Here is a 25839-nt window from a genome sequence, read left to right as displayed (position 1 = left end):
GAAGGATACAGAGGCAATGGATTATGTTTCTATACGTGTAAGCACCCTGCGCGGCGATCAAAAGATCGACTTCAACGCTTACGTTAAAATCAACGACAAGATGATACTCTACCTTCGTCGCGGCGACAGCTTTGAGGGGGAACGCCTGAAGCGCCTTAAGGACAAAAAACTGCGCAAAATGTACATCCTTACCGACGAAGAGGTCAGCTACCGCAGTTACCTGCAAAAGAATATTGAAACGGCCTATGACGACACCACCGGGAAGGACATCCAAACCCGCGCCGACATCATTCAGGGTTCGCAACAAAACAACGCGGAAGAGGTTTTTGAAAATCCCGAGAACGTTGAAAGCTACAACTATTGCAAAGATGCCGCAGGCAAGTATGTGAACTTTATCATGAGCAACGCCCAGGCGATGTCGGCGGTGATGAACATCGAGAACACGGACAAGACGGTGTCCCACCACGGCGTGACTGTGGCGACCCTGTCGATTGCACTGGCGCAGAAACTGGGTCTTAATGATCCGAAGAAAACGCAGCTTCTGACTTTGGGCGCTTTGCTGCATGACTATGGTCACCACCACAGCACTTTGAACCTGTCACAGCCGCTAGCCACCATGAGCCCGGAAGATCTGGCATTGTGGAAAAAGCACCCCATTGAAGGCGCGCAAAAAGTGCAGGATAAAAAGCACTTTGACCAGACGGTCATCAATATCATCGGTCAGCACGAAGAAACCATCAACGGCACGGGCCCGAAAGGAATGCGCGAAAAGGATATGGATCCTTTGGCGGTTCTGGTTTCATCAGCCAATGCGATGGACCGCCTGATTACTTTTGAAGGCGTTGCCAAAGCCGAAGCCGCGAAAAAACTGATGATCGATCACGTTGGCAAACACCCGTTGCAACACATTCAGCATCTGAATGACATCCTGAAAGGTCTGTAGCTTTTTATTCAAAAAAGGGTTTCCATCACCCCCTAACAGGAGTAAGGGTTATGTATGACCCTTACAGACTTACGCCAGAACTGGCGCCACATTCTGCATAAGCTGGAATATCAGGACACTTTGCGTGTTGTCCCCTATCTGCTGGCAAGTCTTGTTGCTGCTGGAACCTCGCTGCTGTATTCCCAGGCTTTTTTCTTCGGTGAAGAAGTCGCCCTGCATGTGGTTGATAACTTTCACTGGGCGCTCTCGCTGACCATCACCCTGACGATGATTTATCTGAGCTGGTACCTGCCCTATCGTTTTGCCAAACAGGCCGGAGGCAGCGGCATTCCGCAGATGCTGATTGCCAACGAACTGGATCCCGCATCAGACAAAACGCTTATTCGCTCGCTGATCGGTATTCGCACCATCACCATGAAGATCATCGCCTCTATCGCCTGCGTTCTGGGCGGAGGCGCCGTCGGCCAGGAAGGCCCCACTTTACAAATTGCCTCGGGGCTGTTCTATCGCATCGGGGAAAAATCCACAAAATGGATTCAGCAGCTTTCCATGCGCCCGTTCATTCTGGCCGGAGGCGCATCGGGACTGGCGGCAGCATTCAACACGCCGTTGGGTGGAATCGCCTATGCGCTTGAGGAGCTGTCCAAAGACTATTTCAATAACTTTAAAACCTATGTGATCTGGTCCGTGATCGCCACGGGTCTGCTGGTTCAGACTGTCCAAGGCAGCTATCTTTACATTGGTTTTCCCAGTCTGGAATCCATCAGCTGGGAAACCTACATGTGGGTGATTGTCACATCAGCCATCACCGGCATCCTTGGCGCAAGCTATGGGTCGATTTTATTTTCCGTGCATCAAAAAAGAAAAAGCATTCAGTCTTTCACCCGCTTAAGCCTGCTGAATCTGGGCTGTGGTTTTTTATTCTGGCTGGGCATTACTTTTATCAGCAATCACGGTGTGGGCGGCGGCAAAATGCTTATCCTGGATCTGTTATTCCGTGATGGCGCTGCCACGGCTCAGGATATTTTAGTGCGCATCGGCGGCCCTCTTCTGATGGCCATTGCAGGGGCGGCTGGTGGCTTGTTTGCCCCGTCTTTAACCATTGGTGCCGTGATGGGATCATTCATGGCCCAGATCGTATGGCCGCACAATCATCATCTGCTGATCATGACCTCGATGATTTCCTTCCTGTCCGGTTTCATGCAGACCCCGTTTACGGCCTTCATATTAATTTTTGAAATGACAGATCGGCATTCCGCGCTGTTTCCGATGATGCTCAGCTCGGCGATCGCCGTCGGCACCTCGCGAATATTCCATAAAAAATCCTTCTATGACCTGGTCAAAGAGGACTTCATGCACCAGCATCACAAAGCAGCCAAATAGATGGCCTGAGGAAATAAAAAAGGGCTTCCAAGATGGAAGCCCTTTCATTTTCATTTTAAGTTTAAGTTAGAAGATGAATCCCACTGTCAGCATGGGAAATGTTTCAGTCACTTTATAACTGTCCAAAGCCGCATTGGTGTCGCTCTTTTTATAATCAATGCTTCTGTACGTCAGCTCCACACCCACAAAGAAGGAACTGGTCACATTGGTCATGTACCCAAAATCAGCCTGAAGGCCCGTGCCTTCTTTCAAATTATCGTATTCAGCTGACAAAAGATAATGACCCTTCACATAAAAGCCGCTGGCCCCGACATAGCCGATCGAAGCCCCCAGCGCATTTCCATCCACGGATCCGGAATCTGTCTCTGTCTTGCGAAGAGTATAAATACCCCCCAGATACAAACCATTGCCGCTGATGTATCCCAGTTTGATGTCATAAATGCTGTTATTGGATTTGCTTTCACCACCGGGAGAAGCCTCGGTGTTATTGTTGTACATGAAGATATTTGCATTCACCAACACACCATTGGATGTCGCTGCCTGCGACTGCAAAGAAACCACACTGCCTGCCATAAAAGCGGCCAAAGCCAGAATCATCTTATTCATTCAACACTCCTTGTTTCGGTTTATGTCGGAACGTCTCTGATTATATCGTCACCAAGCAGTGATAAAAACTTTTTTTCCAGTGTCTCGGATGATGGTGGGGGTGTGGATTTAAAGGAAATAGCGGCCATTTCCAGCAGTTGTTTTTTTGAATACTTCCTATCTTCCTGTAACAAGTCGATGAATAGCGAATCCACCACGTCCAGTGGCCTTTCCACCACAGTATGCTTCGTACCACTATAAACAAAAGCATACATACCTTTGTCTCGATTCAAGACGAGATTGTCTCGGGATAAAATCACCACCTGCAGACTGGGATTCAGTGAAAGCACGCCGGGTTCTTCACCACCTTCGCTGTCAAAGGGCTGCACTTCAATCCATGCTTGCACCCACTCCCAGTGAGCCAGCTCCAGAATATCAGCCTGCCCCGGGAATTTCTGGCGCAGGTATCCGACAAAATAGCGCCAGTGATCCTGCAAAAGCCAGCTGCTCCATTCCATGTTTTCCAGATACTCATCACGCAGCCGATTCACCGCTACGCCCAGATGTTCGCGCGTGCGCGGGAAAAGACTTTCAAACAGACGTTCTTGCTCTTCACGCAAATTCAGTCGCTCCCCTTCCGTCACCTTGAAGGGACGAAGCCATTCCAGCGTGCGCAGAAGTTCTGCCTGATAAATAGAGCTGACTTGTTCAGGAATCTGCATACCGTGAGTTTGTACGATCAGATTTTTGCTCTTCGACAGGATTTCCAGTTGATGCCGCCGGAAGGCCCCCACCCCTACGATATCGATATCGCGCAAGGCGATTGCGTCCTGATCGGGAAGGACTCCGTTCCATGGAAAAACAAGCTGAGGGGTTCTGGTAGTGTTGGACATTTCATTCCATCCTACGGGCGGTGTTTGAAGCGAGCAAGCTTGAGGCCGACAAATCCCGAGCATTACTCTGGAGATAGCCATAAATTGCTGATTTCTTTGGCAATTGACTCGCGCAGTCAGAAAATGGAGTCGAAATACTATTGACCGGGATTTCTCCTCATGAAAAAAGGTGGGGCATGAGAATTCTGCTTTTCGTCCTCATTCTGATTTCAGGCTTCGCCGCGCATTCTGCTCGTCCGATTTCCGGCACAGTGGAACGTGATGCTTCTGGCGTTTATCTGAGAGCTGATTCCTCTTGTGTTCGATACATGATCATCACTAAATCCAACGACGCAGAAGTCAGCGTTCGCAAACTTACAACGGGCGACACATTGACTGCTTCCGGCGTTCTTGAATCAAACACTTGCGCAGCAATCATCGAAAGCGTTGATTATGTGGGTTTGCGAAAAATGCTGGGTTACTGGCACAGCTCTGACGGTCTGATCACTGTTCGTGACTTCAACAATCTGAGCTTCTACCCGATCACAATGAAAGACTTCCAAAACGGTCAGTCTTACAGTGAAGTGGATCCGATTGTTTATCGCTACAGCATGACTCCTTCTGATGGCAAAGACTGGGTGCTATTCCTGTCTGATTCCACCAGCACGACGTTTGCGACCATTCGTTTTAACAAATCCCGCGCGACCATGAAGATCTATGATTCTGACACGGGCAATGTCACGCGCACTCTTTACCTTAATAAGTGGGGCAACCTGAAATAATGAGCTGGTTTCATTCCATCGACAAACATCTTCTTTTCACCAAAAACGACAAAGAAGATCCGCGTCTTGGAGAATGCGTCCAGCTCCTTCATAAAGGTGACCTGAATACCCTTCCTGATCACACTTTCGACTTTGCAGTTCTGGGCTTCCCGGACGATGAAGGCATTGGCCTGAACGGTGGCCGCGTGGGCGCCCAGATCGCTCCGCGCGAGATTCGCACTTATCTATACAAAATGACTCCGCACCTGCAAAGCACCCGCTTGCCAAAAATCCTGGACATGGGTGATCTGGTCGACAAAGAAAAACCTTTGGCTGAACGCCATGAAAAAGCCCGCGAGGCGACGCGCACACTGGCGTCCAGTGGCAAACACTGGATTTCCCTGGGGGGTGGTCATGACTATGGTTACTGCGATGGTGCAGGCTTCCTGGATGTCTTTAAAAACGACGCCGTTCTGATCAACTTTGATGCCCATATGGACGTGCGCCCGACGGACAAGGGTTTTAATTCCGGCACCCCTTTCCACCGTGTTTTGTCTGAGTTTAAAGGCCAGGTGGATTTTGCCGAAGTCGGCATCCAAAACCAATGCAACAGCAAAGCCCACATTCAATGGGCGAAGAATCACGGCGCCGATGTTTTCACTTTGGATGACGTCAATGACCGTGGTTTGCAGTCCGTCCTTGCCGGCTATCTTAAGGGCAAAGAAAAGAAAAAGATTTTCCTAAGCATCGACATCGATGCCTTCACTTCCAGCGAAGCACCGGGCTGCAGTCAGTCCTGGACGACGGGGCTGTTCACGAAAGAGTTCCTGACAAACTTCCTGTGGATGACTGAAACATTCGATGTGCGCGGGATTGGTATTTATGAAGTATCACCGCCTCTGGATCAGGACAATCGCACCAGCAAACTGGCGGCCTTGATCTGTCACAACTTCATTTTCGCCACACTTAAAAAAGGCTAAAGCATGAAACGCGGTTTTGGCAGCGACAATCATGCCGGTGTCCACCCACGGATTCTGCAATCTATCCTGGACGCCAACATCGAACACGCCCCGGCCTATGGGACCGACGAATGGACCGAACGCGCCGTTGCTGAATTCAAAAACCAGTTCGGCAAAGACGCCCACGTGTTCTTTGTGTTCAATGGCACGGCCGCCAATGTCACGGCCTTAAGAGCCATGGCCCGTCCCTGGCAATCCGTCTTCTGTTCAGACGTCGCCCACATCAATGTGGATGAATGCGGTTCACCGGAATTTTTAAGTGGCTGCAAACTTCTGCCACTGCCTTCCCACAACGGAAAACTGTCTGTGGAAGAACTTGAAAAAGCTTTCATCCGCCGTGGGGATCAGCATTTTTCGCAGACTCAGGTTCTTAGCCTGACTCAACCCACAGAACTGGGAACAACTTATTCTGCACAAGAACTTAAATCCCTGATCGCGTGGGCGAAGAGCAAAAAGCTGCTGGTGCACATTGATGGAGCACGACTTGGCAACGCGGCCTTGTACTTGAAAAAGACCCTGAAAGAAATCACCACCGACCTCGGTGTGGATGTGGTTTCTTTCGGCGGCACCAAAAATGGTTTGATGATGGGCGAAGCCGTTGTGATCCTGAATAAGGATCTGGCGCAGGATTTTAAATACATCCGCAAACAAAGTGCGCAGCTGCCTTCCAAGACGCGTTTTATCGCCTGTCAGTTTGAAGCTTACTTCAAAGAGGGTCTATGGCAGCAGATTGCGGATCATTCCCACCAGATGGCGCTGTATCTGTATGAACAGTGCAAAGGACTTGCTGGTGTGACCGTGCGTGAAATCCCGCAAAGCAACGCCGTCTTTGCGACAATTCCCAGCCACTGGGTGAAACCTTTGCGGGAAAAATATTTTTTCTATGTCTGGGACGAAAACACATTTGAGTGCCGCTGGATGACCTCCTGGGACACGCAAAAATCGGATATCGATGGTTTCGTCGCACTTTTAAAGGAGCAACGTCTATGAAATACCCTCCGGTTCATTATCACGACTATCTGGGGCTGAACCCCCTTCTGAATGCCCAGCACCCAAAAAGCACCGAATACGGAAAACCGGCGCATGACGAATTGCTGTTCATTATCGTGCATCAGACTTACGAACTGTGGTTCAAGCAGATCCTTTTTGAATTGGATTCCGTTCTTTCCACTTTCCAAAAACCCACTGTGGCGGAATCTGAAATGGGTATCGCCAGCGCGCGACTGGAAAGAATTGTCAGCATCCTGAAACTGATCATCGGTCAGGTGGATGTGCTGGAAACAATGACTCCGCTGGATTTCCTGGATTTCCGTGACATGCTTTATCCTGCCTCCGGCTTCCAAAGTTACCAATGGCGTTTGATTGAAACAAAACTGGGTCTGCGCATCACAGACCGTCTGGCTTACAACCAGTCCCCGTTCTATAAGTCTTTGAGCGAATCCCAGCAGGGTGAAATGATGAACATCATGAACCAGCCTTCTTTGCATGATTCCGTTGAAAAATGGCTGGAGCGCACTCCATTCCTGCAGGGTGAAAACTTCAACTTCTGGGATTCTTACAAAGAAGCTGTGAACAAAATGTTCCAGGATGACATCAGCACCGTGAAAAACAATCCGCGCCTGCCAGACGAGGAAAAAGCCAGAACAGTGGCTGGCCTTGAACAGACGCTAAAAAGCTTTGATGCCTTGTTTGACGAAGAAGCCTTCAACAAGCTTCGCGCCGAAGGTCAGTTCCGTCTGAGTTATAAAGCGATGCACGCAGCCCTGTTGATTCAGCTTCACCGTGACCAGCCGATTTTGCAGACCCCGTTCCGCATCATCCGGGCGCTGTTGGATATCGATGAAACCATGACAACCTGGCGTTACCGCCACGCCTTGATGGCGATGCGTATGCTGGGACAAAAAATCGGGACCGGTGGTTCCAGCGGTCACAAGTATCTGGCCGATGCGACAGCGAAGCACAAGATCTTTGGCGATTTCTTCAACCTGACGACGTTCTTCATCCCGCGTTCTCAGGTGCCCCCACTGCCAAAGGCTATTGCTGACCGCATGAGCTTCCATTATTAAGGCGACTTCTGTTTTTTCAGGTCTTTGGGAGAAATGGAATGTTCAAGGCTTTGTTTGATTGCATCGAAGAAACCGTTTTGAACTGAAGACCAGAAAGCGCCCCATTTATCAATGCTGGGCGCTTTGGAAGCGCCTTCAAATTCGATCTTGGCCCCCAGGGTCTTGCTGTCCCCGTCGCGTAAAATCAGATTCACCAATGCCAGACCCACTTCATTAAATGCACGGCCCATACTTTTGAACGATTCTTTGTCATCAATAACATCCAGGTCTTTTATAAAGGGCTTCGCATACCCTTTAATCCGTCCATCGCGACTGACACTTTCAACATAAAGACTAAACTGACCCTTGGTGAACGTGAATGGCCCATACGCCATAAAGAAGTCATTCAGGGTTTGCAGTTTTAAGTTCTGCAACTGCGCATCCGTATCAAAGCTTGGAACTTTTGAAAGCAGATTCAGACGGGCTTTGCCCTTTACATCAGCATGCCCCTGCATGCGCGCCACCACGGCGGCCCGCGTGGGCAAGGGATCTTTGTTGTCGTCGGTGTTACGAATATTATCGATGTGCCCCTCAATCCGGTCGACCTTCACATCCACTGGAACTTTGAAATCACGGTTCAGAAAATGAAAAGAACTGTCGGCAATTTTCACTGATTCCAGCGTGATCGGAATCAATTTCTTAAACACCGTACGCCAGTCCTGTCCTTGCCCCAGATCCTCTTTCTTTTCATCCTTGCTGTCGCTCAAGCTGATCTTGGCACCGTGAATGGACAAGTCCCCCAGAAATTCTTTTTTCAATATCCCCCGCCAGGCGATCGATAAATCCATTTGATCCGTCGAAATCAAAGCCTGCTCGGGGCTGGTGCCTTTTTTCCAGATCTTCAGACCTTCAATCTGATAAGCCCCACGATACAAGGCCAGATCGAAATCCTCGATACGACCCTCATAGTTTTCCATTTTATTCCCGAGATACCAGTTGATGGCATACTTCATCCCCGTGGGCAGAAAGATGCGCACCACCACCAGCAATAAAACTATTCCCAGAATCACTTTGCCCGTCGTACCCAGTCTGTTGAAATACTTCATTGCTAAACCTCCAAGTCACGGGATCAAGACCCAAAACATCATTATGACTTTGCCAGCCACAATGCGAAAGAATCCGATCCCGTTTTTGAGCAATGACACTATTTCCTGTCGCGAATTTCACTCTGCAGCAGGGACAGCAGTTCTTCAGACGACACACTTTGCGCACCCACGCCCCGTCGCTGCAAACTGAACTTACCCGCCTGCAGTTCTTTGTCTCCGATCACCACCACCGAATGCACCTTCGCCTGCCAGCATTCAGCCACTTTGCGCGAAAGAGATTCCGCGCGGTCATCGACACTGACGCGAATAAAAGAATTATGTAACAGCAAGCGAAGACTTTCTGCCGCCTCTTGATGCCGGTCCGCCAAGGGCACAATGCGCACTTGTTCAGGCGACAGCCACAATGGGAACGCCCCCTGATACTGTTCAATCAACAAAGCCACCATGCGTTCATGTGAACCCAGCGGAGCCCGGTGCAAAATCACCGGACGCTCTTTGTGGCCGTCTTCATTTATGAAGGACAAATCAAAGCGCTCGGCACTGATGAAATCCACTTGCACAGTCGAAGCACTTTCCTCTTTCCCATGCACGGACATGATCTGCACATCAATCTTGGGACCGTAAAAGGCCGCCTCACCCGGCGCTTCGAAAAATGGCAGGCCGCTTTCAATCAGAACCTCGCGCAAAATGCCTTCGGCCCAGTCCCACAGCGGATTGGCGACATACTTTTGTGAAGCCTCGCCAGCCTCCACCCCGCGCGACAGGCGCAGACGGTAATTAGAGATCCCCAGAATCCGGTAAGCCTTCTGATACATTTCAAGCACCTTGTGAATTTCGGCTTTCACCTGACTTTGCCGCACATAAAGATGCGCGTCGTTCTGACAGAGGCCACGCACCCGCATCAGCCCGGAAAGCGCACCGGAGCCCTCGTAACGATAGACCTGACCGTATTCCGCCAACCGCAAAGGCAGTTCGCGATAGCTGCGCAGCCTGGCTGAAAATATTTTGTGATGATGCGGACAGCACATGGGCCTTAAGCGATAGCGCACATTTTCCAGATCCATCGATGGATACATGGAATCTTCATAATACGGCAAATGCCCGGACTGATGATACAGATCCTCTTTGGCCAGATGCGGGCTGACCACCCGCTGGTACCCGGCCAGGAATTCCATTTCCCGCGCCAGCTTTTCAAGTTCATCGCGAATCACCACCCCGGCGGGCAGCCATAACGGCAGGCCCGCGCCGATGGATTCATCACTATGGAAATACGAAAGATCCTGATTCAACTCACGATGATCTTTTTGGACATGACAGGCCCCGGCCTGTCCTTTTTTTAAGGAAGACATAAATAGCTCTCTTTCGGCACTTCAGATAAAGCAGAGGCCGATTCAATAAATTAAAAAATAGGGAAAAAATGCGTCGGTGCTGCGAACTGGGCAGCCAATAGAATATAGACCCCTACGGGGTGGTCGCCGGGGTGGTGAAAGCTAGAATGAGGTTGAAAGACGGGTCAAAGCTCATAAAAACGACAATAACACAAAGCTTCCTGCCCGGACCAATCGAACTTTTTAGATTTCCCATAAGAAACACCCGCACCGACCTTGCCAAACCCGCTTCGCGGCCCCAAATTGAGTGCATTAAGGAGAAACCATGGCCAAGCAGGTTCAAAACTTTAACGCTGAAATCAAACAACTTCTGGATATCGTGATCCACTCCCTTTATTCGCACAAAGAGATCTTTTTGCGCGAACTTCTGTCCAACGCATCTGATGCTATCGACAAACTGAAATTCAATTCATTGACTCACCCGTCGTTGCTTCCGGAAAACTGGCAGCCCGCGATCCGCCTGGAACCAAACTCTGAAACCAAAACCCTGAAAATCATCGATAACGGTATCGGCATGACTCAGGAAGAAGTTGTCGAGTTCATCGGCACCATCGCCCGTTCTGGCGCCAAAGCCTTCATGCAGATGAATGCCGAAATGAAAACCAAACCGGAACTGATCGGTCAGTTCGGCGTGGGCTTCTATTCTGCGTTCATGGTTGCAGACCGTGTGACCCTGCACACTCAAAAAGCTGGCAGCAATGACGGCACGGTGTGGGAATCCATGGGTGATGGCACTTATTCTTTGGACAACGTGCCTCGCCCGGAAGGCACCGGTACCACCATCACTTTGCACATGAAGGACTTCAAAGAAGAAGACGAAGTTCAAAACTTCACCGACAAGTGGGTTCTAAAATCCCTGGTGAAAAAATATTCTGACTTTATCGCTCACCCGATCAAGATGATGGGCGAAACCGAAGAAGAAACCCTGAACTCGCAAAAAGCTCTGTGGCTGAAATCCCCGTCTGATGTGACCAAGGAAGAATACAAAGACTTCTATCAGCACCTGACGCAAGACTGGAACGAGCCTCTGCGCACCGTTCACTATCGCGCTGAGGGCACGATGGAGTTCAATACTCTGCTTTATGTTCCAGGCAAAAAGCCATGGAACTACAACATGCGTGACATGGAATACGGCCTGAGCCTTTACATCAAGCGCGTGTTCATCATGGCTGACTGTAAGGATTTGCTGCCGCCTTACCTGCGCTTTGTAAAAGGCCTGGTGGACAGCAGTGACTTGTCTTTGAACGTGTCCCGTGAATTGCTTCAGCAGGACCGTCAGGTCACACAGATTCGCAAGAACGTGACCAATAAGGCTCTTTCCACTTTGAAAGATCTTTTGACCAAAGAACGCTCTGCTTATGAAGACTTCTGGACAGAATTTGGTGCTACTTTGAAAGAAGGTCTGCCATCTGATGCTCCAAACAAAGAAAAACTTCAGGATCTGCTGCTGTTCCACTCCACGTCCTCTGACAAGATGACGACTTTGGATGAATACGTTTCTCGCATGAAGGAAGCGCAGAAGGACATTTACTACATCACGGGTGATTCCCTGTCTCAGGTTTCAAACAGCCCGTACCTTGAAAAACTGAAAGAAAAAGGCTTTGAGGTTCTGTTGCTGGTGGATCCTGTGGATGAATGGGTTGTGGATGCTTTGAGCGAATTCAAAGGCAAGAAATTGCATTCGATCATGCGTGAAGGTCTGGACCTGGATACCGCTGAAGAAAAACAGCAAAAAGAACAGGAAAAGAAGCAGGCCGAAGTCACCTTGAAACCTGTTTTGGAATCCATGAAAAAGACCTTGGAAAGCGATGTGAAAGACGTGGTTCTTTCTGACCGTCTGACCAACACCCCAGCGTGTCTGGTGGCTTCTTCTGCGGACCCATCCGCGCACATGCAAAAGCTGATGGCGCAAATGGGTAAAGAGTACGCAGGCCAGCAGGTCAAACGCATCATGGAGATCAATCCGAATCACCCGGTGTTTGAAAAAATGCTGAAAGCGTCTCCGGAACAGCAAACCAAATGGGCGGAAATCCTTTATGCCCAGGCTTTGCTGACCGAAGGCTCCAACCTGCCAGACCCTGTGAAGTTCTCTCAGCAAATCGCTGAACTGATGGTGCAGGCCGCAGACAGCACGAAGCATTAAGCCGGCCCTGCCGGGCAGAGCTTTGCTCCGCCGTGCGAGCAGAGCGAAGCTGAAGCAGATTAAAACTTAAAGGGCTCCTAAGGGAGCCCTTTTTCATTTCAACTTTACAAATCTTTGATGAACTTCAGCATCTCGGCCGCGTGGCCCTGTGCTTTGATTTTACGGAACTCCCCGACAAGTTTCTGATCCTCGTCGATCACAAAAGTGCTGCGTTCGATGCCCATCACTTTCTTACCGTACATGTTCTTTTCTTTGATCACATCAAACAGCTGGCAAAGCTCTTCTTCTTCGTCAGACAAAAGTTCAAACTTAAAGTCATACTTGCAGATGAACTTGTCATGGGATTTCAAACTATCACGAGAAACACCAAAGACCACGGCGTTTTGCTTTTTAAACTGCGCCAGCAGGTCATTAAATTCAATTCCTTCCGTCGTGCAGCCCGGAGTGCTGTCTTTCGGATAGAAATAAAGCACGACCTTTTTCCCCTTCAATGAAGAAAGACTCAAGGTCTCTCCGCTGGAGGATGGAATTTTGAAGTTCGGGACTTTTTTACCAAGTTCAATTTTAGCGGCCATTTGGAATTCCTTGTGGTTGTTCTTGCGGTGGCAATTGCTGTTGCTGCTGTTCGTCCTGAGGCTCAGGCTCCGGCGGATTGTTCGGATCATATCCTTCCGGGAAACCTTCATTCGACGGATCCGCATCTTCAGGCACTTCAATCATATCCATCCCCGGATTCTGACTGCGCTGACGCTGCAACAATACATCCGGATCCACATCCCGACCTGCGGGCATTCCAAGCTCTGGATTTCCCGGATGCAGAGGTTCGCTGCCCGCAGGAGCAGGGCCTGACGGCATTGGCGCAGGCCCACCGGCTTTCGGAGCAACGGGAGCCGGAGCAGCCCCCGGTGCTGGCGCCGGAGCCACAGGCGGCTCTTCTGGAGCGTACAGTTCAGTTTCAGTGACGGTGATCTTTCCTTCCATCGGAACATCGGCTTCGATTTTGCGGATGTCGGTCAGATTCTCATAAACTTTTCCGCGCAATTTGATCAGATTTTTACCGGATTTCTGATAGTCATAAACATCCAGGCGGATCATTTGTTCTTTCGTGCGATCCTGTGCCCAGTCTTTACAATTCATGCTTTCCAGTTTTTCTTTACCTTTTAGTGAACAGTGAATCTGACGGTTCAAAATGCCGGCCCCCAGACCCAGGACCTCCTGCAGATTTTCAGGATAGAAAACCAGATTCAGCTCGCCCTCTTTCGGAACGTCAAAACTGGCAAGACGTTTGGCGTCGGCTTTGTCGCTGCATTTTTCAAAGACCTCGCCCTTTTGCGGGTAGCCCAACAGACCCAGGATATCGCGCTTTACGACGTAGCGGTCACAGCGGAACATCGACTTGTTGGTCAATTTGATGTTTTGTGAGGCCAACAAAGCCCTTTGAACTTTTCCGAATGGAGATTTGCTGACCGGTGGGCGTGCTGCGGTCAAAACCCACCACGCTTCACGGTGAATACCGTCGGCCTCAGCCAGGTAGCGCACCAGAAGATCCAGACTTTTATCTCTGTGCGAGGTGTCTTCTGCCTTCGGAGTAGGCACTTTGGCGGCTTGTTCTTTTACGACGGGCGTTTCTTCTTTCTTCCAGAAACAGGAGGAAAGCCCCAGTGCGGCAATAAGTGCAGCAAAAAAAAGAATATTCAGGCGGCAAAGCTTCATATCTAGAGTCTTGCAAATAGGCCCTGTGAAAACAAGAATTTACTTTACCTCGTTTGAATCTTTACTCTAAACTTTCTAAGAATCAAATTGAAGCACTTTTGCAGGAGGTTCTCATGGAAAGAATTTGGCTTAAGAATTACCCGAAAGGCGTTCCCCACGAGGTGGATCTTTCCAAATATGGATCACTGGTGGATGTCTACGAAGAAGCCATCGGCAAATTCCAGTCCAAAAAAGCTTTCACCAGCATGGGGGTCAGTCTCACCTTCAGCGAGCTGGATCGCAAAGTGGATCAGTTTGCATCATTCCTGCAAAACGAACTGAAACTGAAAAAAGGCGATCGCATCGCCATTCAGATGCCGAACCTTCTGCAATTCCCGATCGTGGCTTTCGCAGCCTTGCGTTCGGGCCTGACCATCGTGAACACCAATCCGCTGTACACAGCAAAAGAAATGCGTCACCAGTTCAAGGACTCGGGCGCAAAAGCCATCGTGATTCTGGCGAACTATGCTCATCTGCTTCAGGAAATCCTGAAAGAGACAGACATTGAAAGTGTTGTGATCACCGAAGTGGCCGACCTGTTCCCGACTCCGAAAAGAATCCTGGTGAACTCGGTTGTAAAATACATCAAGAAAATGGTTCCAGCTTATCACCTGCCACAAGCCTACACTTTCCGTCAGGCTTTGGAACTGGGTGCAATGAAACCTTCCTCGAAAGTTCCGACAACGCTGGAAGACATCGCCTTCCTGCAATACACCGGTGGTACAACAGGTGTTGCCAAGGGTGCGATGCTGACACACAGAAACGTGGCTGCAAACATGCTGCAGATCTGCGACTGGATGAAACCAAAGCTTCGCGAAGGTGAAGAGGTCGCAATTGCGGCTTTGCCGATGTATCACATCTTTGCTTTGACTCTGAACTGCCTGGGTCTTTTGCGCTATGGAAGCGAAAACGTACTGATCCTGAACCCACGCGACATCCCTGGCTTCATCAAAGAACTTAAGAACACTCCGTTCACTTTGATGGCCGGTGTGAACACGCTGTTCAACGCCTTGATGAACAATCCAGCCTTCACCACGATTGATTTCACGCGCGTGAAAGTCAGCGTCGCTGGCGCAATGACCTTGCAAAAACCAGTGGCTGAAAAGTGGATGGAACTGACCAAGTCCGTGATTGTTGAAGGTTACGGTTTGACGGAGGCTTCTCCGGTTGTGTGCTGCAACCCTATTGACGGCACGGACCGCGTGGGCACTATCGGCCTGCCATTCCCAAGCACTGACATCATGCTGATTGATGACGATGGTAAAGAAGTCGCCATGGGCGAGCCCGGCGAACTGGTTTGCCGTGGCCCTCAGGTGATGGCAGGTTACTGGAACCGTCCGGATGAAACAGCACAGGTATTGAATGACGGCTGGTTGAAAACCGGCGACGTGGCTGTGGCGGACAATGATGGCTTCTTCAAAATCGTGGATCGCAAAAAAGACATGATCCTGGTTTCAGGCTTCAACGTTTATCCAAACGAAGTGGAAGAGGCGATCGCGTCCCACCCTGGCGTTCTGGAAGTCGCGGCGATTGGTGTGGTTGATCAGCACTCTGGCGAAATCGTCAAAGCGGTCGTGGTTAAAAAAGATCCAAACCTGACGGCGGAAGATGTGATTGCTCATGCCCGCAAGAGTTTGACAAACTATAAAGTTCCGCGTTTGGTGGAGTTCCGCACAGAGCTTCCGAAAACGAATGTCGGAAAAATCCTGCGTCGTGCTTTGCGCGATAATGCAAAATAAAAAACTTCAGATTTAAAAACTAAAAAGCCGGGTCAAAACCCGGCTTTTTTTTTAATTTACGCTTTCTTATTCCAGGATGCGCACCACGCGTCGCCTAGAACAAGTTTGCCAGCGAAGATTGTGCAAGTGCCGGCTTCTTTGCCGTTACGAACTTCTTTTTTCGCGTAGAAGCCGCAAGTCACACAGTGATTGCCTTTAGCTTCTGGAGCTTTCTTGTAGTCTTCGATGTACTTCACTGCTTTTGCTACAGAGTCATTTGGATCAACCAAAGCCATGCCACCAGCGGCCGCGCCACCTGCAGCAGGAGCTCCACGTTTTTTCTGAGCTTCAGCGGAAGAAGAGAAAATAGCGTTCAACATAGTTGGTGCAACTACCGCCACACCGGTGATTTTCGCAAGGGTCGTGAAGAAACCACGGCGATTCATATTCGTCTCAGTCATTGATGCCTCCATCATTTGGTTTTCAACTAGACACTACCTGAAATCACTTGGTTTTCAATTAGAAAGAAGGCAAATAACGACCCTGCGGCGAAAAAATCTGACCTAAGTTATGAAAATCGCAACGAAATGCTGCATATGGCGCCGCAAAAAGCGGCATTGACAGGGGCGACTTTAGACCGTCACCCCTAAGACTCTAGGCATGCTTGTGACAAAGGCACGCACGACGATTCAGAATATGGGCTGCGATCAAAATGAAGCTTCCAACGATGGTCACCACGTCGTGTTCCATCACCTCCACCCACTCATGCGGCAGCACGGATGCCGCACAGATCATACTTAGCCCCAGCACTCCCATGGACAGAACTTTCACCTGACGGTGATGTTTGTAACCACTCCAGAACGCAAACAGACCCACCGGCAAAATCACCACCGCCATCAGGATGTGCACCCATTCGGCATGAAACACTTCACCCATCACTGGCAGAAGCAGAATCAACAGCGGCGTCGCCAGACAGTGAATCGCACAAAGCGAAGAAAGCACAATCCCGATCCGATCCCAGGTCAGCGTCTTTTCTTCAAAGACCTCGTGCTGAGTGTGATCCACCTCACAGCAGGAATCATGTGATTTGCCGGAGTTTACAGAATTTGGATTCAGGATTTCGTCCACGGATACCGCCTTTGGAAATCCAGTTGTCTCCTAAATGCAAGTTACTGTCAACTAGATTACCTTTTGCGTTTCCCCTTGGAAAAGAAGATAAGGAACAAGTGAGCACTCCATTCATTCCACCTATTTACGAACTGGGGCCTGATTTCTACGACGAAGTCCGCCCTGCCCAATTCCCCAAGGCCCTGTTGCGATATCGCAACCAAGACGCTGCAGAAAGCGTTGGATTGGGTCTATTGACCCCCCAAGAATGGCAAAATCATTTCTGGGCCTTTGAGAGCCTTCCTCAGAATATCAAAACACCCTTGGCTTTGCGCTACCATGGCCACCAGTTCCGCAGCTACAATCCAGACCTGGGTGACGGAAGAGGCTTTTTGTTCGCACAAGTCCGCGACCACAGCCGTCTGTTGGACCTGGGCACCAAGGGCAGCGGAACCACCCCTTATTCTCGCCGCGGAGACGGACGCCTGACATTGAAAGGCGCCTTTCGCGAAATCCTGGCAACTGAACTTTTGCAATCTTACGGCGTCAACACCAGCAAAACATTCTCGGTGTTTGAAACCGGCGAAAACTTGGAAAGACATGACGAACCTTCTCCGACCCGCGCGGGCGTTTTAGTGCGTCTTAGCCACAGCCACATCCGCTTTGGCACTTTTCAACGACTGGCGTTTTTCAATCAGACAGACAACATCAAAAAATTAATTCAGTATTGCGTACGCCATTACTATCCTCACCTTGCAGGTTTCAGCGAAGCTGAACTGGCAGCCGAATTCCTGCGTGCCGTGGCTCAGAAAAAAGCCGAGACCGTCGCTGCCTGGATGATGGCCGGCTTTGTTCACGGGGTTCTAAACACCGACAACATGAACATCACCGGCGAAAGCTTTGATTACGGCCCTTACCGTTTCCTTCCGGTTTACGATCCGGCCTTCACCGCCGCCTACTTTGATCAAAGCGGTCTTTACTGTTTTGGCCGTCAGCCTTCAGCAGTGCTGTGGAATCTGCACCAACTGGGTGGCGCACTGAAAGTGGCTTATCCGGAACTTCCGGTGCCGGAGCTTTTGGAAGATTTTGGCGACGCCTTCAATCTGGAAGTGCAAAACCGTCTGTTGAAACGTCTGAATCTGAAAAATCCTTTGCAAGACATCGGCGCGATTCATGACCTCAACGCGGAACTGGTATCAGGCCTTTTCCAGTTCATGGACACTGAAAAATGCGCCTTTGAACAAACTTTGTATGACCTGCACTCGGGCGCATTGCCAGAGCGTCTGCAAAGATCCGTTCAAAAAGACCTATACCAAAAAGAGTCCTTCAAAAAATTAAACGAGACGCTGTCTTGTTTTGAAATTGATGATGAAGAAAAAGCCCGCCACAGCTATCTGCAAACTGGTAAGGCCTGTGCTCTCGTTATTGATGAGTTGGAAGCTCTGTGGGCCCCCATCGCCGAACAAGACGACTGGGGACCCTTTGAAAGAAAGCTGGTTGAAATTCGCAGCTTCCGGGGACTTTACGGCTGATAGCCAGCAAGTTTCGCAAGTTTTGCGCGGAACCATGCTTTGAAATCTTCCACGAAGCCAAAGGCCGCGGGAACGATCAAAAGCGTCAGCAACGTCGAACTGATCAAACCGCCGATGATGGCAACACCCATGGATGTTCTCATCGCGGAAGCTTCATTCAGGCCGATCGCGATTGGAATCATACCGGCGATCAGCGCCAACGAGGTCATCAAAATCGGACGAAGACGTGTGCGGCAGGCTTTAATAATTGCCGCATTACGCTCGATACCTTCGTGGATCAGGTGATTGGTATAATCCACAAGCAGGATCGAGTTCTTCGCCACAACCCCAAGCAGTAACACAATCCCGATAAGCGAGAAGATGTCGATGGTCTTGCCAAAGATCAACAACGCCAGGAACGCCCCGGTCATCGCCAGCGGCAATGCCAGCAAGATCGTAAACGGCGTGATGAAGCTTTCATACAAACTTGCCAGAACCAGATAGATGAAAATCACCCCCAGAATAACCGCCAGAAGCATGTTTTCAATCAGCTCTTTAAAGTCGTCCGCCTGACCTTTGAAGGCAAAGTCCACGCCCGGAGGTGGTGGCATTTCCTTCTTGATGATTCTTTCAACTTCCGCAGAAACGTTCCCCAGAGCCCCGCCCTTGGCAAGGTTTCCGGAAATCTGAATGTAGCGGCCTTTGTTCATGCGGTTGATCTGAGAAAAGCCCGACGCGTTTTCCCCTTGAGCAATGCGCGAAAGCGGAATCATGTTATAGTTCGCATTCGGCACCAGCGTCGTCTTGAACTGACTGCGCAGATCGCGGAACATTTCCTCAAAGCGCACACGGATTTTATAGTCGATACCGTTTTCACGATAAATCGCCTGCTCGTTACCCTCGGTACGGTTGCGCAGCTCCGCCCCCGCGATCACCGTGGAAACCCCCAGCGCTTCGGATTTTTTACGATCAAACACGACATGGAATTCCGGTTTTCCGGACCGGAAGTTCGTATCCACATCCACCAGACCCGGGATCTTTTTCATACGCTCTACCAGCTTGGTGGCATAGACGTTCAACTGATCCAGATCCTCACCCTGAATATTCACATTCAGTGGTTTTTCGCCCGAGTTCACCGCATCGATATCGCCAATGGAAACATTGGCGTCTTTTTCAAACTGCGGGAACTTCTTACGCAAAGATTCTTTGTAATCAGTCGTGTTCATGCTGCGGTGTTTGCGTTCCACCAGGCGGATGAACAACATGGATTTATTCGATTCATTGTTGGAGTTACCAACAATCGTCATCACCATGTCCACCGCGGAATCGTTTTCAAAGATCTTTTCAACTTTTTCCGTGAACTTGCTTGTCGCCATCAGAGAGCTTCCCACCGGCAGCTCGACGTTCACCACAAACTCACCGTTATCCGCCGCTGGCAGGAAGGTCGCCGGAATAAAGGCCAACGTGCCCAAAGAAGACACGAAGATCAAAACCCCGCCGGCCAGAATTTTTTTCGGATTCCCAAGCGTGTACTTCAGGGCTTTTTCATACCAGTCTTCAAGCCATGTCTGGAAATTATCAAATGCCGTCAACATGCGACCGACAATGCCGGTGCCTTTGACGTGTTCGTTCGGGTGCGCCATATAAGCCGACAGCATCGGCGCCACCGTGAAGGCATCAAACAGGGAAATCAGCATCGTAAATACGACCGTCAGACCAAACTGCTTGAAGAACTGCCCGACGATCCCCTGCAGGAAGGAAATCGGACCAAACACCGCAATCACCACAAGTGTCGTGGCAATAACGGCCATTGCCACCTCTTTGGTTCCATCCAAAGCAGCGTCTTTGGGCTTTTTGCCCATTTCCAGATGTCGGAAGATATTTTCCCGCACGACGATCGCATCATCGATCAGGAGCCCCACCGCCAAAGAAAGCGCCAGCAAGGTCATCAAGTTGATGGAAAAGCCCATGGCCCACATAATGACAAAACCACCCAACAGGGAGTTTGGCAAAGCCATGGCCGTAATGAAGGTCGAACGCGCCGACCCCAGGAAGAAAAACACCACGATCACGCAAAGGATGATACCGATGATGATGGATTCCTTCACGTCATACACGTTCATCTGAATCGGGCGAGAAGTGTCACGGACCATGGTCACAGTGCCCTTCAGGCCTTTTTCTTTTAGCATCGCATTGACGGCTTCAATGTTCTTTTTAACCGCATCAGACACAGCCACGGTGTTGGCACCACGCTGTTTGTACACGTTCATCAAAAGGGCGCGCTTGCCTTTCACGCGACCCATGGTTTTCTGGTCTTCCAGACTTTTCACAACACGGCCCACATCCTTCACCAGGATGGCTTTGTCGGAACCCACGAAGTTGACGTTCACTTCCTCGATCTGCTTCAGGGATTCAAACTCCCCGTTGGTTCTTAAGGTCGTTTCATCAATCGGGTTTTCAATTTTACCAATGGGGATGTCTTTGGAGGTGTCAATCACACGCTGAGACACTTGCAACATCGAGATCTTGCGATCCTGCAGCTTGTTCTTATCAACCAGAACGTGAATTTCCTGTTTACGACCACCGAAAATGTCCACCTGGCCCACGTCTTTGATACGCTCAAAACGCGGCTTAATCACTTCATTCGCAAGGTCATAAGCGGCACCCTCGTCCATTTCCGTCGTCACGGCCAGGGTCACAATCGGCTGATCGGCCGGGTCAAAACGGCGGATCACCGGTTCATAAATCTCGGACGGCAGGTCCCGGCGGATGTTGCCGATGCGGTTGCGCACCTCCTGCTCGACTTCTTTGATGTCCGTCCCCAACTGGAATTCCAGAATGACGATCGCCACGCTGTCCAGATTGTTCGATCTTAAGTTCTTAAGACCCGAAATACTGCCGACTTCATCTTCAATAAGCTTTGAAACCTGTTTTTCCAGATCCAAAGGCGAAGCCCCCGGATAAGTGACCTGCACAAACAAAATCGGAAAGGTCACATCCGGAAACATGTCCACAGGCATTTTTCTCAAAGAGAAAGCACCCAGGATCAGCATCAGAATCACGATACAGGAAATAAAAATAGGTCGTTTAATCGATAGACCAGGCAAATTCATACTATTTCTCCTCCCGTTTGTTTTCATCCAAAGTGATGAACAAGCGGGCCTGAGCTTCCATTTTTCTCTGCTCAGATTTCAGTTTGGTCAAATTCAGTTCCGCATCGGCGGCATCTTCTTCGGCATTGATCACATTGGCAGTGATCGAACGGCCTTTGTTGAACAAATCAGCCTGGGCTTTGGCGGCACCTGACTGCAAACGGGCAATTTCGCCGGCGGAATCAATGCGTTTGTTCATTTCAGAATAACGACGGTTCAACTCGATCCACGCGCTTTCGCTGTCCAGGATCTTTCTTTCACTTTGCAACTGGGCAGCCAAGGCGTCTTTGCGTGCGGCCGACTTTGCAGAGCCCTTCACATCGGTGTCGAACATATAAATCAGATTCAACCCCACCTTCCAGGTCGGAAGCTTGTTGTCGGTCCATTTTGATGTCGCATCCGGGATGCTTTTATCCGGCTGGAAGTTGTTGGTGTTATAAGACCCGCCCAAAACCAGATCCGGACGATAGACGTCTTCCGTTTCTTTAGCCACCAAGGACATGGCCTTGGCATTCAGCGAAGACAAGTAAGCATCCAAAGCCACGACCTTGCCGCCGTTGCCATCCACCATCGAATTCAAAGTGCGGGAACGGGAAATGTCGCCCGAGATTTCCGGCAAAGCTTCATCATCACGAAGCTCCAAATAATCGCGAATCTGGCGTTTCGCCGCCGCCAGATCATCTTCTGCAGAAACCAACTGAAGCTGACGAGCCGCCACCAGGGCCTGCGCTGACAACAGATCAGCACGCTCACTGATACCGTCGTTCACACGACGACTGGTCCAGGCTTCGATACGACGGGCGCGTTCCAAGGAAGCACGGCCAATGCGCAGGTTTTCACTTTGATAGACATAATCCCAGTACGCCGCTTCCGCACTGACCAGCAGGGCTTTTTTCTGCAGATCAAATTTACCGACCTCGGCAGAGGCCACGGCTTCCTGACGATCCTGACGAAGACGAGTCGCATGACCGAAAGAATTCTTCCACAAAGACTGGCTCAACCCCAGCCCCAAAGTGCCGTAAGAGAATTTCTGGAAATTGGGATTTAACAGCGCCCCTTCATTATCGACTTCCGTGGCGTTGGCGGTCAGAGACACATCCGTACCAGAAGAGAATCTTTTCGCAAGACCCAGCTTCAGATCTGTCGCCGTGGTTTGAGTTCCCCCCAGCTGAGCAAACTGCCCCAGAGGGCTTTTGTCATTAAGGTAGCTCACACCAGCGGTAAAGACTGGTACCAGCTCTACATCGCCAGAGATGCGGCGGTCTTCCGCGGCCTCTTTTGAGATATCCAAAGATTGAATGGATTTATTTTTATTAACGACAGCCTGAAGATAATCCTGAAGATTCATCGCCAGCGCTTGCGGTTGCCACAGTCCGAGCAGAAGTCCTACAAGGGCGCCCTTTTTCATTTTTCAACTTCCTTCCGAAATACAAACTACGGAAGAAAACCTAATTTAGGGGCCTATCCAAATCAAAACATTTCATTATTTGATTTCAATCCGACGGGGGTGCGTAAATTCATACGCCAGAAATGAAAAACCCCGCGCCTGGCGGGGTTTTGAAAGCAAACTGAGACTAGAGCATTCGCTGCACTATTTTGCTGCAGCAGCCTCTTCTTTTTTCGCACAGTCAGCGCATCCACCTTTTTTCGTAGCGCACTCAGTGCCGGAGCACGCAGACTTTTCAGCCTTCGCAGCGCCACAGCCACAATTTTCGTGGTTGTGTGCTTTGTGTGCACAAGAAGCCAAACCCAAAACCAAAACAGATGATAGCAAAAGCATTTTCATGGAACCGATCCTCCAAAATAGTGAGCCTTAAGCTTAGCGACTGCCCTTATCCGGGGGCAAGCAAACACCCCGGCTTCTGGTCCTCAAACCCCAAAATCAGTGACAATTTGCGCCAATCCTCTGCCTTTTTTACCGGCTATTCAGGCGAAAATTCCCTTAAAAATGCGCAAACTTACGGCATTTAAACGTCCCATCGGGAACTTAATGCAAGGTGGCTAAATTGAACCAAATCCTGACAAAATGAATTCTTGAAACTGCCTCCGATCTGGGGCTTAATGGGTCCGATTCGCGGAGGGGGAACCGAGAATGAAACACCTACAACTGAAGACAGCCAGCTTGCAGTTTGTGACTATGCTAATGGTCGCAATGTCCGCAGCACCTGTTTATGCAGCCCCCGCAACCGCCGCTCCCGCCCACGAATTCTTCACAGTGGACGAGGACAATCTGGAATCCGACACCACCCGCAGAAATGAATACTCTTTTATGGAGTACACTCCTGAATTTGGACCGGATCAGTTCATCCAAGGACTGAAAAAAGTGGTGATCAACCTTCTGAAATGGACTCTTCACGAAGAAGCGCCTCCCACGCCAGAAGAAAAATACATGCGCAAACTTCACTTCGGCCGCTGGATCAATGATCCTACGGATGACACTTGCATGAACACCCGTGCAAAAGTTCTGGTTCGTGATTCCAATCAGGAAGTCACTTACCGCGGCAACAGACAGTGCGTGGTGGATGCCGGTCACTGGAACGACCCTTACGCAGGCAAAGAAGTTGTCGTAGCCAAAGAAATTCAGATCGACCATATGGTTCCTTTGAAAAATGCTTACGTGTCCGGTGCTTGGCAATGGGATTATAAAACCCGCTGCCTGTATGCGAACTATATGGGCTACAAAAACCACCTGGTTGCGGCGGATGCCAGCGCCAACATGTCCAAGGGCGACCGCGCTCCTGACAAGTACCTTCCATCCAATCTGGCTTACCGCTGTCAGTACGTTCGCGACTGGCTGGCAGTAAAACTGATCTGGAAGCTGAACATGACCATGGATGAAGTTCAGGCGATCCACGATGTGGTGACCAACTATGGCTGCAAAGCCTCTGACTTCAAATTCAGCAAAGCCGAACTTGAGGGCCAGCGTGAACATATCAACGCCAACCTTGATTTCTGCATGATCAATAAAAGATGATCGAGATTCTTTTCGAAGACGCGTTCTTTCTAGCCGCCGCCAAGCCGGCCGGCATGCCATCCCAGGCTACAGTTGATAAAAGCCGCCAGGACTTCTTTACCGCACTTAAAAACCAGCTGCGCAATGAAAGAGGCAATGACTTCTACCTGGCCCTGCACCACCGCCTGGATCGCGATACATCCGGCGTGATGATCTTTGCCAAAACCAAAGAAGCCAATGAGCCTCTGGCCGATCTGTTCAAAACCCACAAGATTCAAAAAACCTATCTTTGTCTGACCAAACGAACTCAGAAAGCCGCCGACGCCTGGGAAGTCGACAACCATCTGGTCGAGATGAAGGACACAAAGCTTAAGAAAACCAAGATGGTTCGTACCCAGTCCGGGGGCGATCGCGCCTACACCAAATTCCGCAAGCTGGAAGTGTTCCCCGAGGCGTTGCTGATCGAGGCGCAACCATTAACTGGACGCATGCACCAGATCCGTGTGCATCTCGCTGATCGCGGCATGGGCATCTATGGTGACGATATCTATCAGGCACCGAAAAATCCCGTGGCTCCGCGACTGATGCTGCATGCCCATGCGCTGGAATTCACTCATCCGTTCACCCATGAATTTGTGCGTATAGAATGTGCAGTGCCTGCGGATATGGCGCAATTCATGAAGACATTGACCTTTCACTCTAAAAATGATTGAGTTGACCCTTGTGCCCCGGTGGCGAAATCGGTAGACGCACAGGACTTAAAATCCTGAGCTTCGTTTAAACGGGCGTGCCGGTTCAAGTCCGGCCCGGGGCACCATTCCCTCTCCAAATTTCTTCGGACAGTCCTCGTTCTTTTTTTCTTCTGTTTCATTCTGTTGATTGATTGGTTCAATGGTTTTTCTGTGGCTTCGTTGTGGCTACAAAGGCCTGCGGAACTTGAAATTTGGAGAGGGAATGGTGCTTCCACTCAGCTTGCGAGCGGAAGGCGTGATGCTTGGCTACTTTTGGGAAGAGCTGCGCTTATAGAAATACAGTGGTAGGGCTAGTGACAGGCCTACCATCAAATTGGATGCCAGAACCATCCACCAACCGTTGATGCTGTTTTTCCTGGAATCAACGAACGACCAGATCAGAAATGCGAGGGACGAAATGACCAAGTCCACCGCGAAGAATCTGGAAACACTGTTTGCGAACAGCAGTTCAAGAAAAAGAGAAACACTCGCGCCCGGCTCTGCAAAGAACGGAACCAGAAAATAAAATGGGACAACGGTCCCCAAAACAGCCAGGATAATCCAAGTTTGTCGCATAACTCATGCTATCGGGCTCACAACTTGCAAACAAGAGTAAAATCCGACATCGCAGGTCAGAAACTATTTTTGCACTCAACAATTTTTGGAATCG

Annotated in this window: 23 protein-coding genes and 1 tRNA gene; 12 read left to right on the top strand and 12 right to left on the bottom strand. The window is 50.0% G+C overall.

Features of this window, described 5'->3' with window-relative positions:
• Window positions 1-16: 16 nt before the first annotated feature.
• Together BDT_RS09030 and BDT_RS09025 are read left to right on the top strand one after the other, a co-directional pair.
• The gene (locus BDT_RS09030) at window positions 17-943 is read left to right on the top strand and encodes an HD-GYP domain-containing protein (protein ID WP_015090932.1); all 927 of its coding nucleotides are present in this window, start codon (window positions 17-19) and stop codon (window positions 941-943) included.
• Window positions 944-997: 54 nt separating this feature from the next.
• On the top strand, window positions 998-2326 hold the full coding sequence (locus tag BDT_RS09025) for a chloride channel protein (protein WP_015090931.1): 1329 nt from the start codon (window positions 998-1000) through the stop codon (window positions 2324-2326).
• Between the two features lie 66 nt (window positions 2327-2392).
• On the opposite strand, the gene BDT_RS09020 is transcribed toward BDT_RS09025, so the two are convergent.
• Window positions 2393-2932 (bottom strand): hypothetical protein, encoded by a 540-nt coding sequence (locus BDT_RS09020; protein ID WP_148278783.1) that lies wholly within the window; start codon window positions 2930-2932, stop codon window positions 2393-2395.
• A 20-nt stretch (window positions 2933-2952) separates the two neighbouring features.
• On the bottom strand, window positions 2953-3804 hold the full coding sequence (locus BDT_RS09015; protein WP_080602370.1) for a hypothetical protein: 852 nt from the start codon (window positions 3802-3804) through the stop codon (window positions 2953-2955).
• Window positions 3805-3980: 176 nt separating this feature from the next.
• On the opposite strand from BDT_RS09015, the gene BDT_RS09010 reads away from it, so the two are divergent.
• Genes BDT_RS09010 through BDT_RS08995 form a run of 4 tightly spaced genes read left to right on the top strand, consistent with a single transcriptional unit; the run spans window position 3981 to window position 7629 of the window.
• The gene (locus BDT_RS09010; protein WP_235046323.1) at window positions 3981-4565 is read left to right on the top strand and encodes a hypothetical protein; all 585 of its coding nucleotides are present in this window, start codon (window positions 3981-3983) and stop codon (window positions 4563-4565) included.
• Window positions 4565-5524 carry a formimidoylglutamase gene (locus BDT_RS09005; protein ID WP_015090927.1) on the top strand — a complete coding sequence of 320 codons (960 nt, stop codon included), beginning with the start codon at window positions 4565-4567 and terminating at the stop codon, window positions 5522-5524. Before BDT_RS09010 ends, BDT_RS09005 begins: the two co-directional genes overlap by 1 nt.
• Window positions 5525-5527: 3 nt before the next feature.
• On the top strand, window positions 5528-6553 hold the full coding sequence (locus BDT_RS09000; protein WP_015090926.1) for a threonine aldolase family protein: 1026 nt from the start codon (window positions 5528-5530) through the stop codon (window positions 6551-6553).
• Window positions 6550-7629 (top strand): tryptophan 2,3-dioxygenase family protein, encoded by a 1080-nt coding sequence (locus BDT_RS08995; RefSeq protein ID WP_015090925.1) that lies wholly within the window; start codon window positions 6550-6552, stop codon window positions 7627-7629. Before BDT_RS09000 ends, BDT_RS08995 begins: the two co-directional genes overlap by 4 nt.
• Here the strand turns inward: BDT_RS08995 and BDT_RS08990 are convergent.
• Entirely contained in the window at window positions 7626-8714 is a 1089-nt protein-coding gene (locus BDT_RS08990) for a DUF748 domain-containing protein (protein WP_015090924.1), read from the bottom strand. The two genes, BDT_RS08995 and BDT_RS08990, sit on opposite strands and share 4 nt — an antisense overlap.
• 98 nt (window positions 8715-8812) lie before the next feature.
• Complete coding sequence (gene thrS, locus BDT_RS08985) at window positions 8813-10063, bottom strand: threonine--tRNA ligase (protein ID WP_015090923.1); 1251 nt, start codon at window positions 10061-10063, stop codon at window positions 8813-8815.
• A gap of 304 nt (window positions 10064-10367) precedes the next feature.
• On the opposite strand from thrS, the gene htpG reads away from it, so the two are divergent.
• Window positions 10368-12245 (top strand): molecular chaperone HtpG, encoded by a 1878-nt coding sequence (gene htpG, locus BDT_RS08980; protein ID WP_015090921.1) that lies wholly within the window; start codon window positions 10368-10370, stop codon window positions 12243-12245.
• Between the two features lie 104 nt (window positions 12246-12349).
• Here the strand turns inward: htpG and BDT_RS08975 are convergent, their stop codons facing one another.
• Entirely contained in the window at window positions 12350-12820 is a 471-nt protein-coding gene (locus tag BDT_RS08975) for a peroxiredoxin (RefSeq protein ID WP_015090920.1), read from the bottom strand.
• Window positions 12810-13958 (bottom strand): hypothetical protein, encoded by a 1149-nt coding sequence (locus BDT_RS08970; protein ID WP_015090919.1) that lies wholly within the window; start codon window positions 13956-13958, stop codon window positions 12810-12812. Before BDT_RS08970 ends, BDT_RS08975 begins: the two co-directional genes overlap by 11 nt.
• Window positions 13959-14071: 113 nt before the next feature.
• Between BDT_RS08970 and BDT_RS08965 the strand changes: the two genes are divergently transcribed.
• Window positions 14072-15736, top strand: coding sequence for an AMP-binding protein (locus BDT_RS08965; RefSeq protein ID WP_041577498.1), 1665 nt, complete (start codon window positions 14072-14074; stop codon window positions 15734-15736).
• Window positions 15737-15792: 56 nt separating this feature from the next.
• On the opposite strand, the gene BDT_RS08960 is transcribed toward BDT_RS08965, so the two are convergent.
• Together BDT_RS08960 and BDT_RS08955 are read right to left on the bottom strand one after the other, a co-directional pair.
• A complete protein-coding gene (locus BDT_RS08960) occupies window positions 15793-16176 on the bottom strand; it encodes a high-potential iron-sulfur protein (RefSeq protein ID WP_235046322.1) in 384 nt (127 codons plus the stop codon).
• A gap of 193 nt (window positions 16177-16369) precedes the next feature.
• A complete protein-coding gene (locus tag BDT_RS08955) occupies window positions 16370-16843 on the bottom strand; it encodes a MerC domain-containing protein (protein ID WP_015090916.1) in 474 nt (157 codons plus the stop codon).
• A gap of 98 nt (window positions 16844-16941) precedes the next feature.
• Here BDT_RS08955 and BDT_RS08950 point away from each other — a divergent pair, with 98 nt between their 5' ends.
• Complete coding sequence (locus tag BDT_RS08950) at window positions 16942-18354, top strand: protein adenylyltransferase SelO (protein WP_015090915.1); 1413 nt, start codon at window positions 16942-16944, stop codon at window positions 18352-18354.
• On the opposite strand, the gene BDT_RS08945 is transcribed toward BDT_RS08950, so the two are convergent.
• The 3 genes from BDT_RS08945 to BDT_RS08935 form a co-directional block, all read right to left on the bottom strand.
• Window positions 18345-21446, bottom strand: a complete 3102-nt coding sequence (locus tag BDT_RS08945; RefSeq protein WP_041577496.1) for an efflux RND transporter permease subunit — start codon at window positions 21444-21446, stop codon at window positions 18345-18347. The two genes, BDT_RS08950 and BDT_RS08945, sit on opposite strands and share 10 nt — an antisense overlap.
• A gap of 1 nt (window position 21447) precedes the next feature.
• Window positions 21448-22893 carry a TolC family protein gene (locus BDT_RS08940; RefSeq protein WP_015090913.1) on the bottom strand — a complete coding sequence of 482 codons (1446 nt, stop codon included), beginning with the start codon at window positions 22891-22893 and terminating at the stop codon, window positions 21448-21450.
• Window positions 22894-23076: 183 nt separating this feature from the next.
• On the bottom strand, window positions 23077-23271 hold the full coding sequence (locus BDT_RS08935) for a hypothetical protein (protein WP_015090912.1): 195 nt from the start codon (window positions 23269-23271) through the stop codon (window positions 23077-23079).
• Window positions 23272-23577: 306 nt separating this feature from the next.
• Between BDT_RS08935 and BDT_RS08930 the strand changes: the two genes are divergently transcribed.
• The 3 genes from BDT_RS08930 (at window position 23578) to BDT_RS08920 (ending at window position 25255) form a co-directional block, all read left to right on the top strand.
• Complete coding sequence (locus tag BDT_RS08930; RefSeq protein WP_041577494.1) at window positions 23578-24459, top strand: HNH endonuclease family protein; 882 nt, start codon at window positions 23578-23580, stop codon at window positions 24457-24459.
• Complete coding sequence (locus tag BDT_RS08925; protein WP_015090910.1) at window positions 24456-25151, top strand: RluA family pseudouridine synthase; 696 nt, start codon at window positions 24456-24458, stop codon at window positions 25149-25151. Before BDT_RS08930 ends, BDT_RS08925 begins: the two co-directional genes overlap by 4 nt.
• Before the next feature lie 12 nt (window positions 25152-25163).
• Window positions 25164-25255: transfer RNA gene (locus tag BDT_RS08920), tRNA-Leu, on the top strand.
• Window positions 25256-25436: 181 nt separating this feature from the next.
• Here BDT_RS08920 and BDT_RS08915 read toward each other — a convergent pair.
• Window positions 25437-25745, bottom strand: a complete 309-nt coding sequence (locus BDT_RS08915) for a DUF2834 domain-containing protein (protein WP_041577492.1) — start codon at window positions 25743-25745, stop codon at window positions 25437-25439.
• Between the last annotated feature and the right edge of the window lie 94 nt (window positions 25746-25839).

Origin of the sequence: Bdellovibrio bacteriovorus str. Tiberius (genome assembly GCF_000317895.1) — a bacterium.
Lineage (GTDB): Bacteria > Bdellovibrionota > Bdellovibrionia > Bdellovibrionales > Bdellovibrionaceae > Bdellovibrio > Bdellovibrio bacteriovorus_F.
This window is presented reverse-complemented; position numbering and strand designations above follow the sequence as displayed.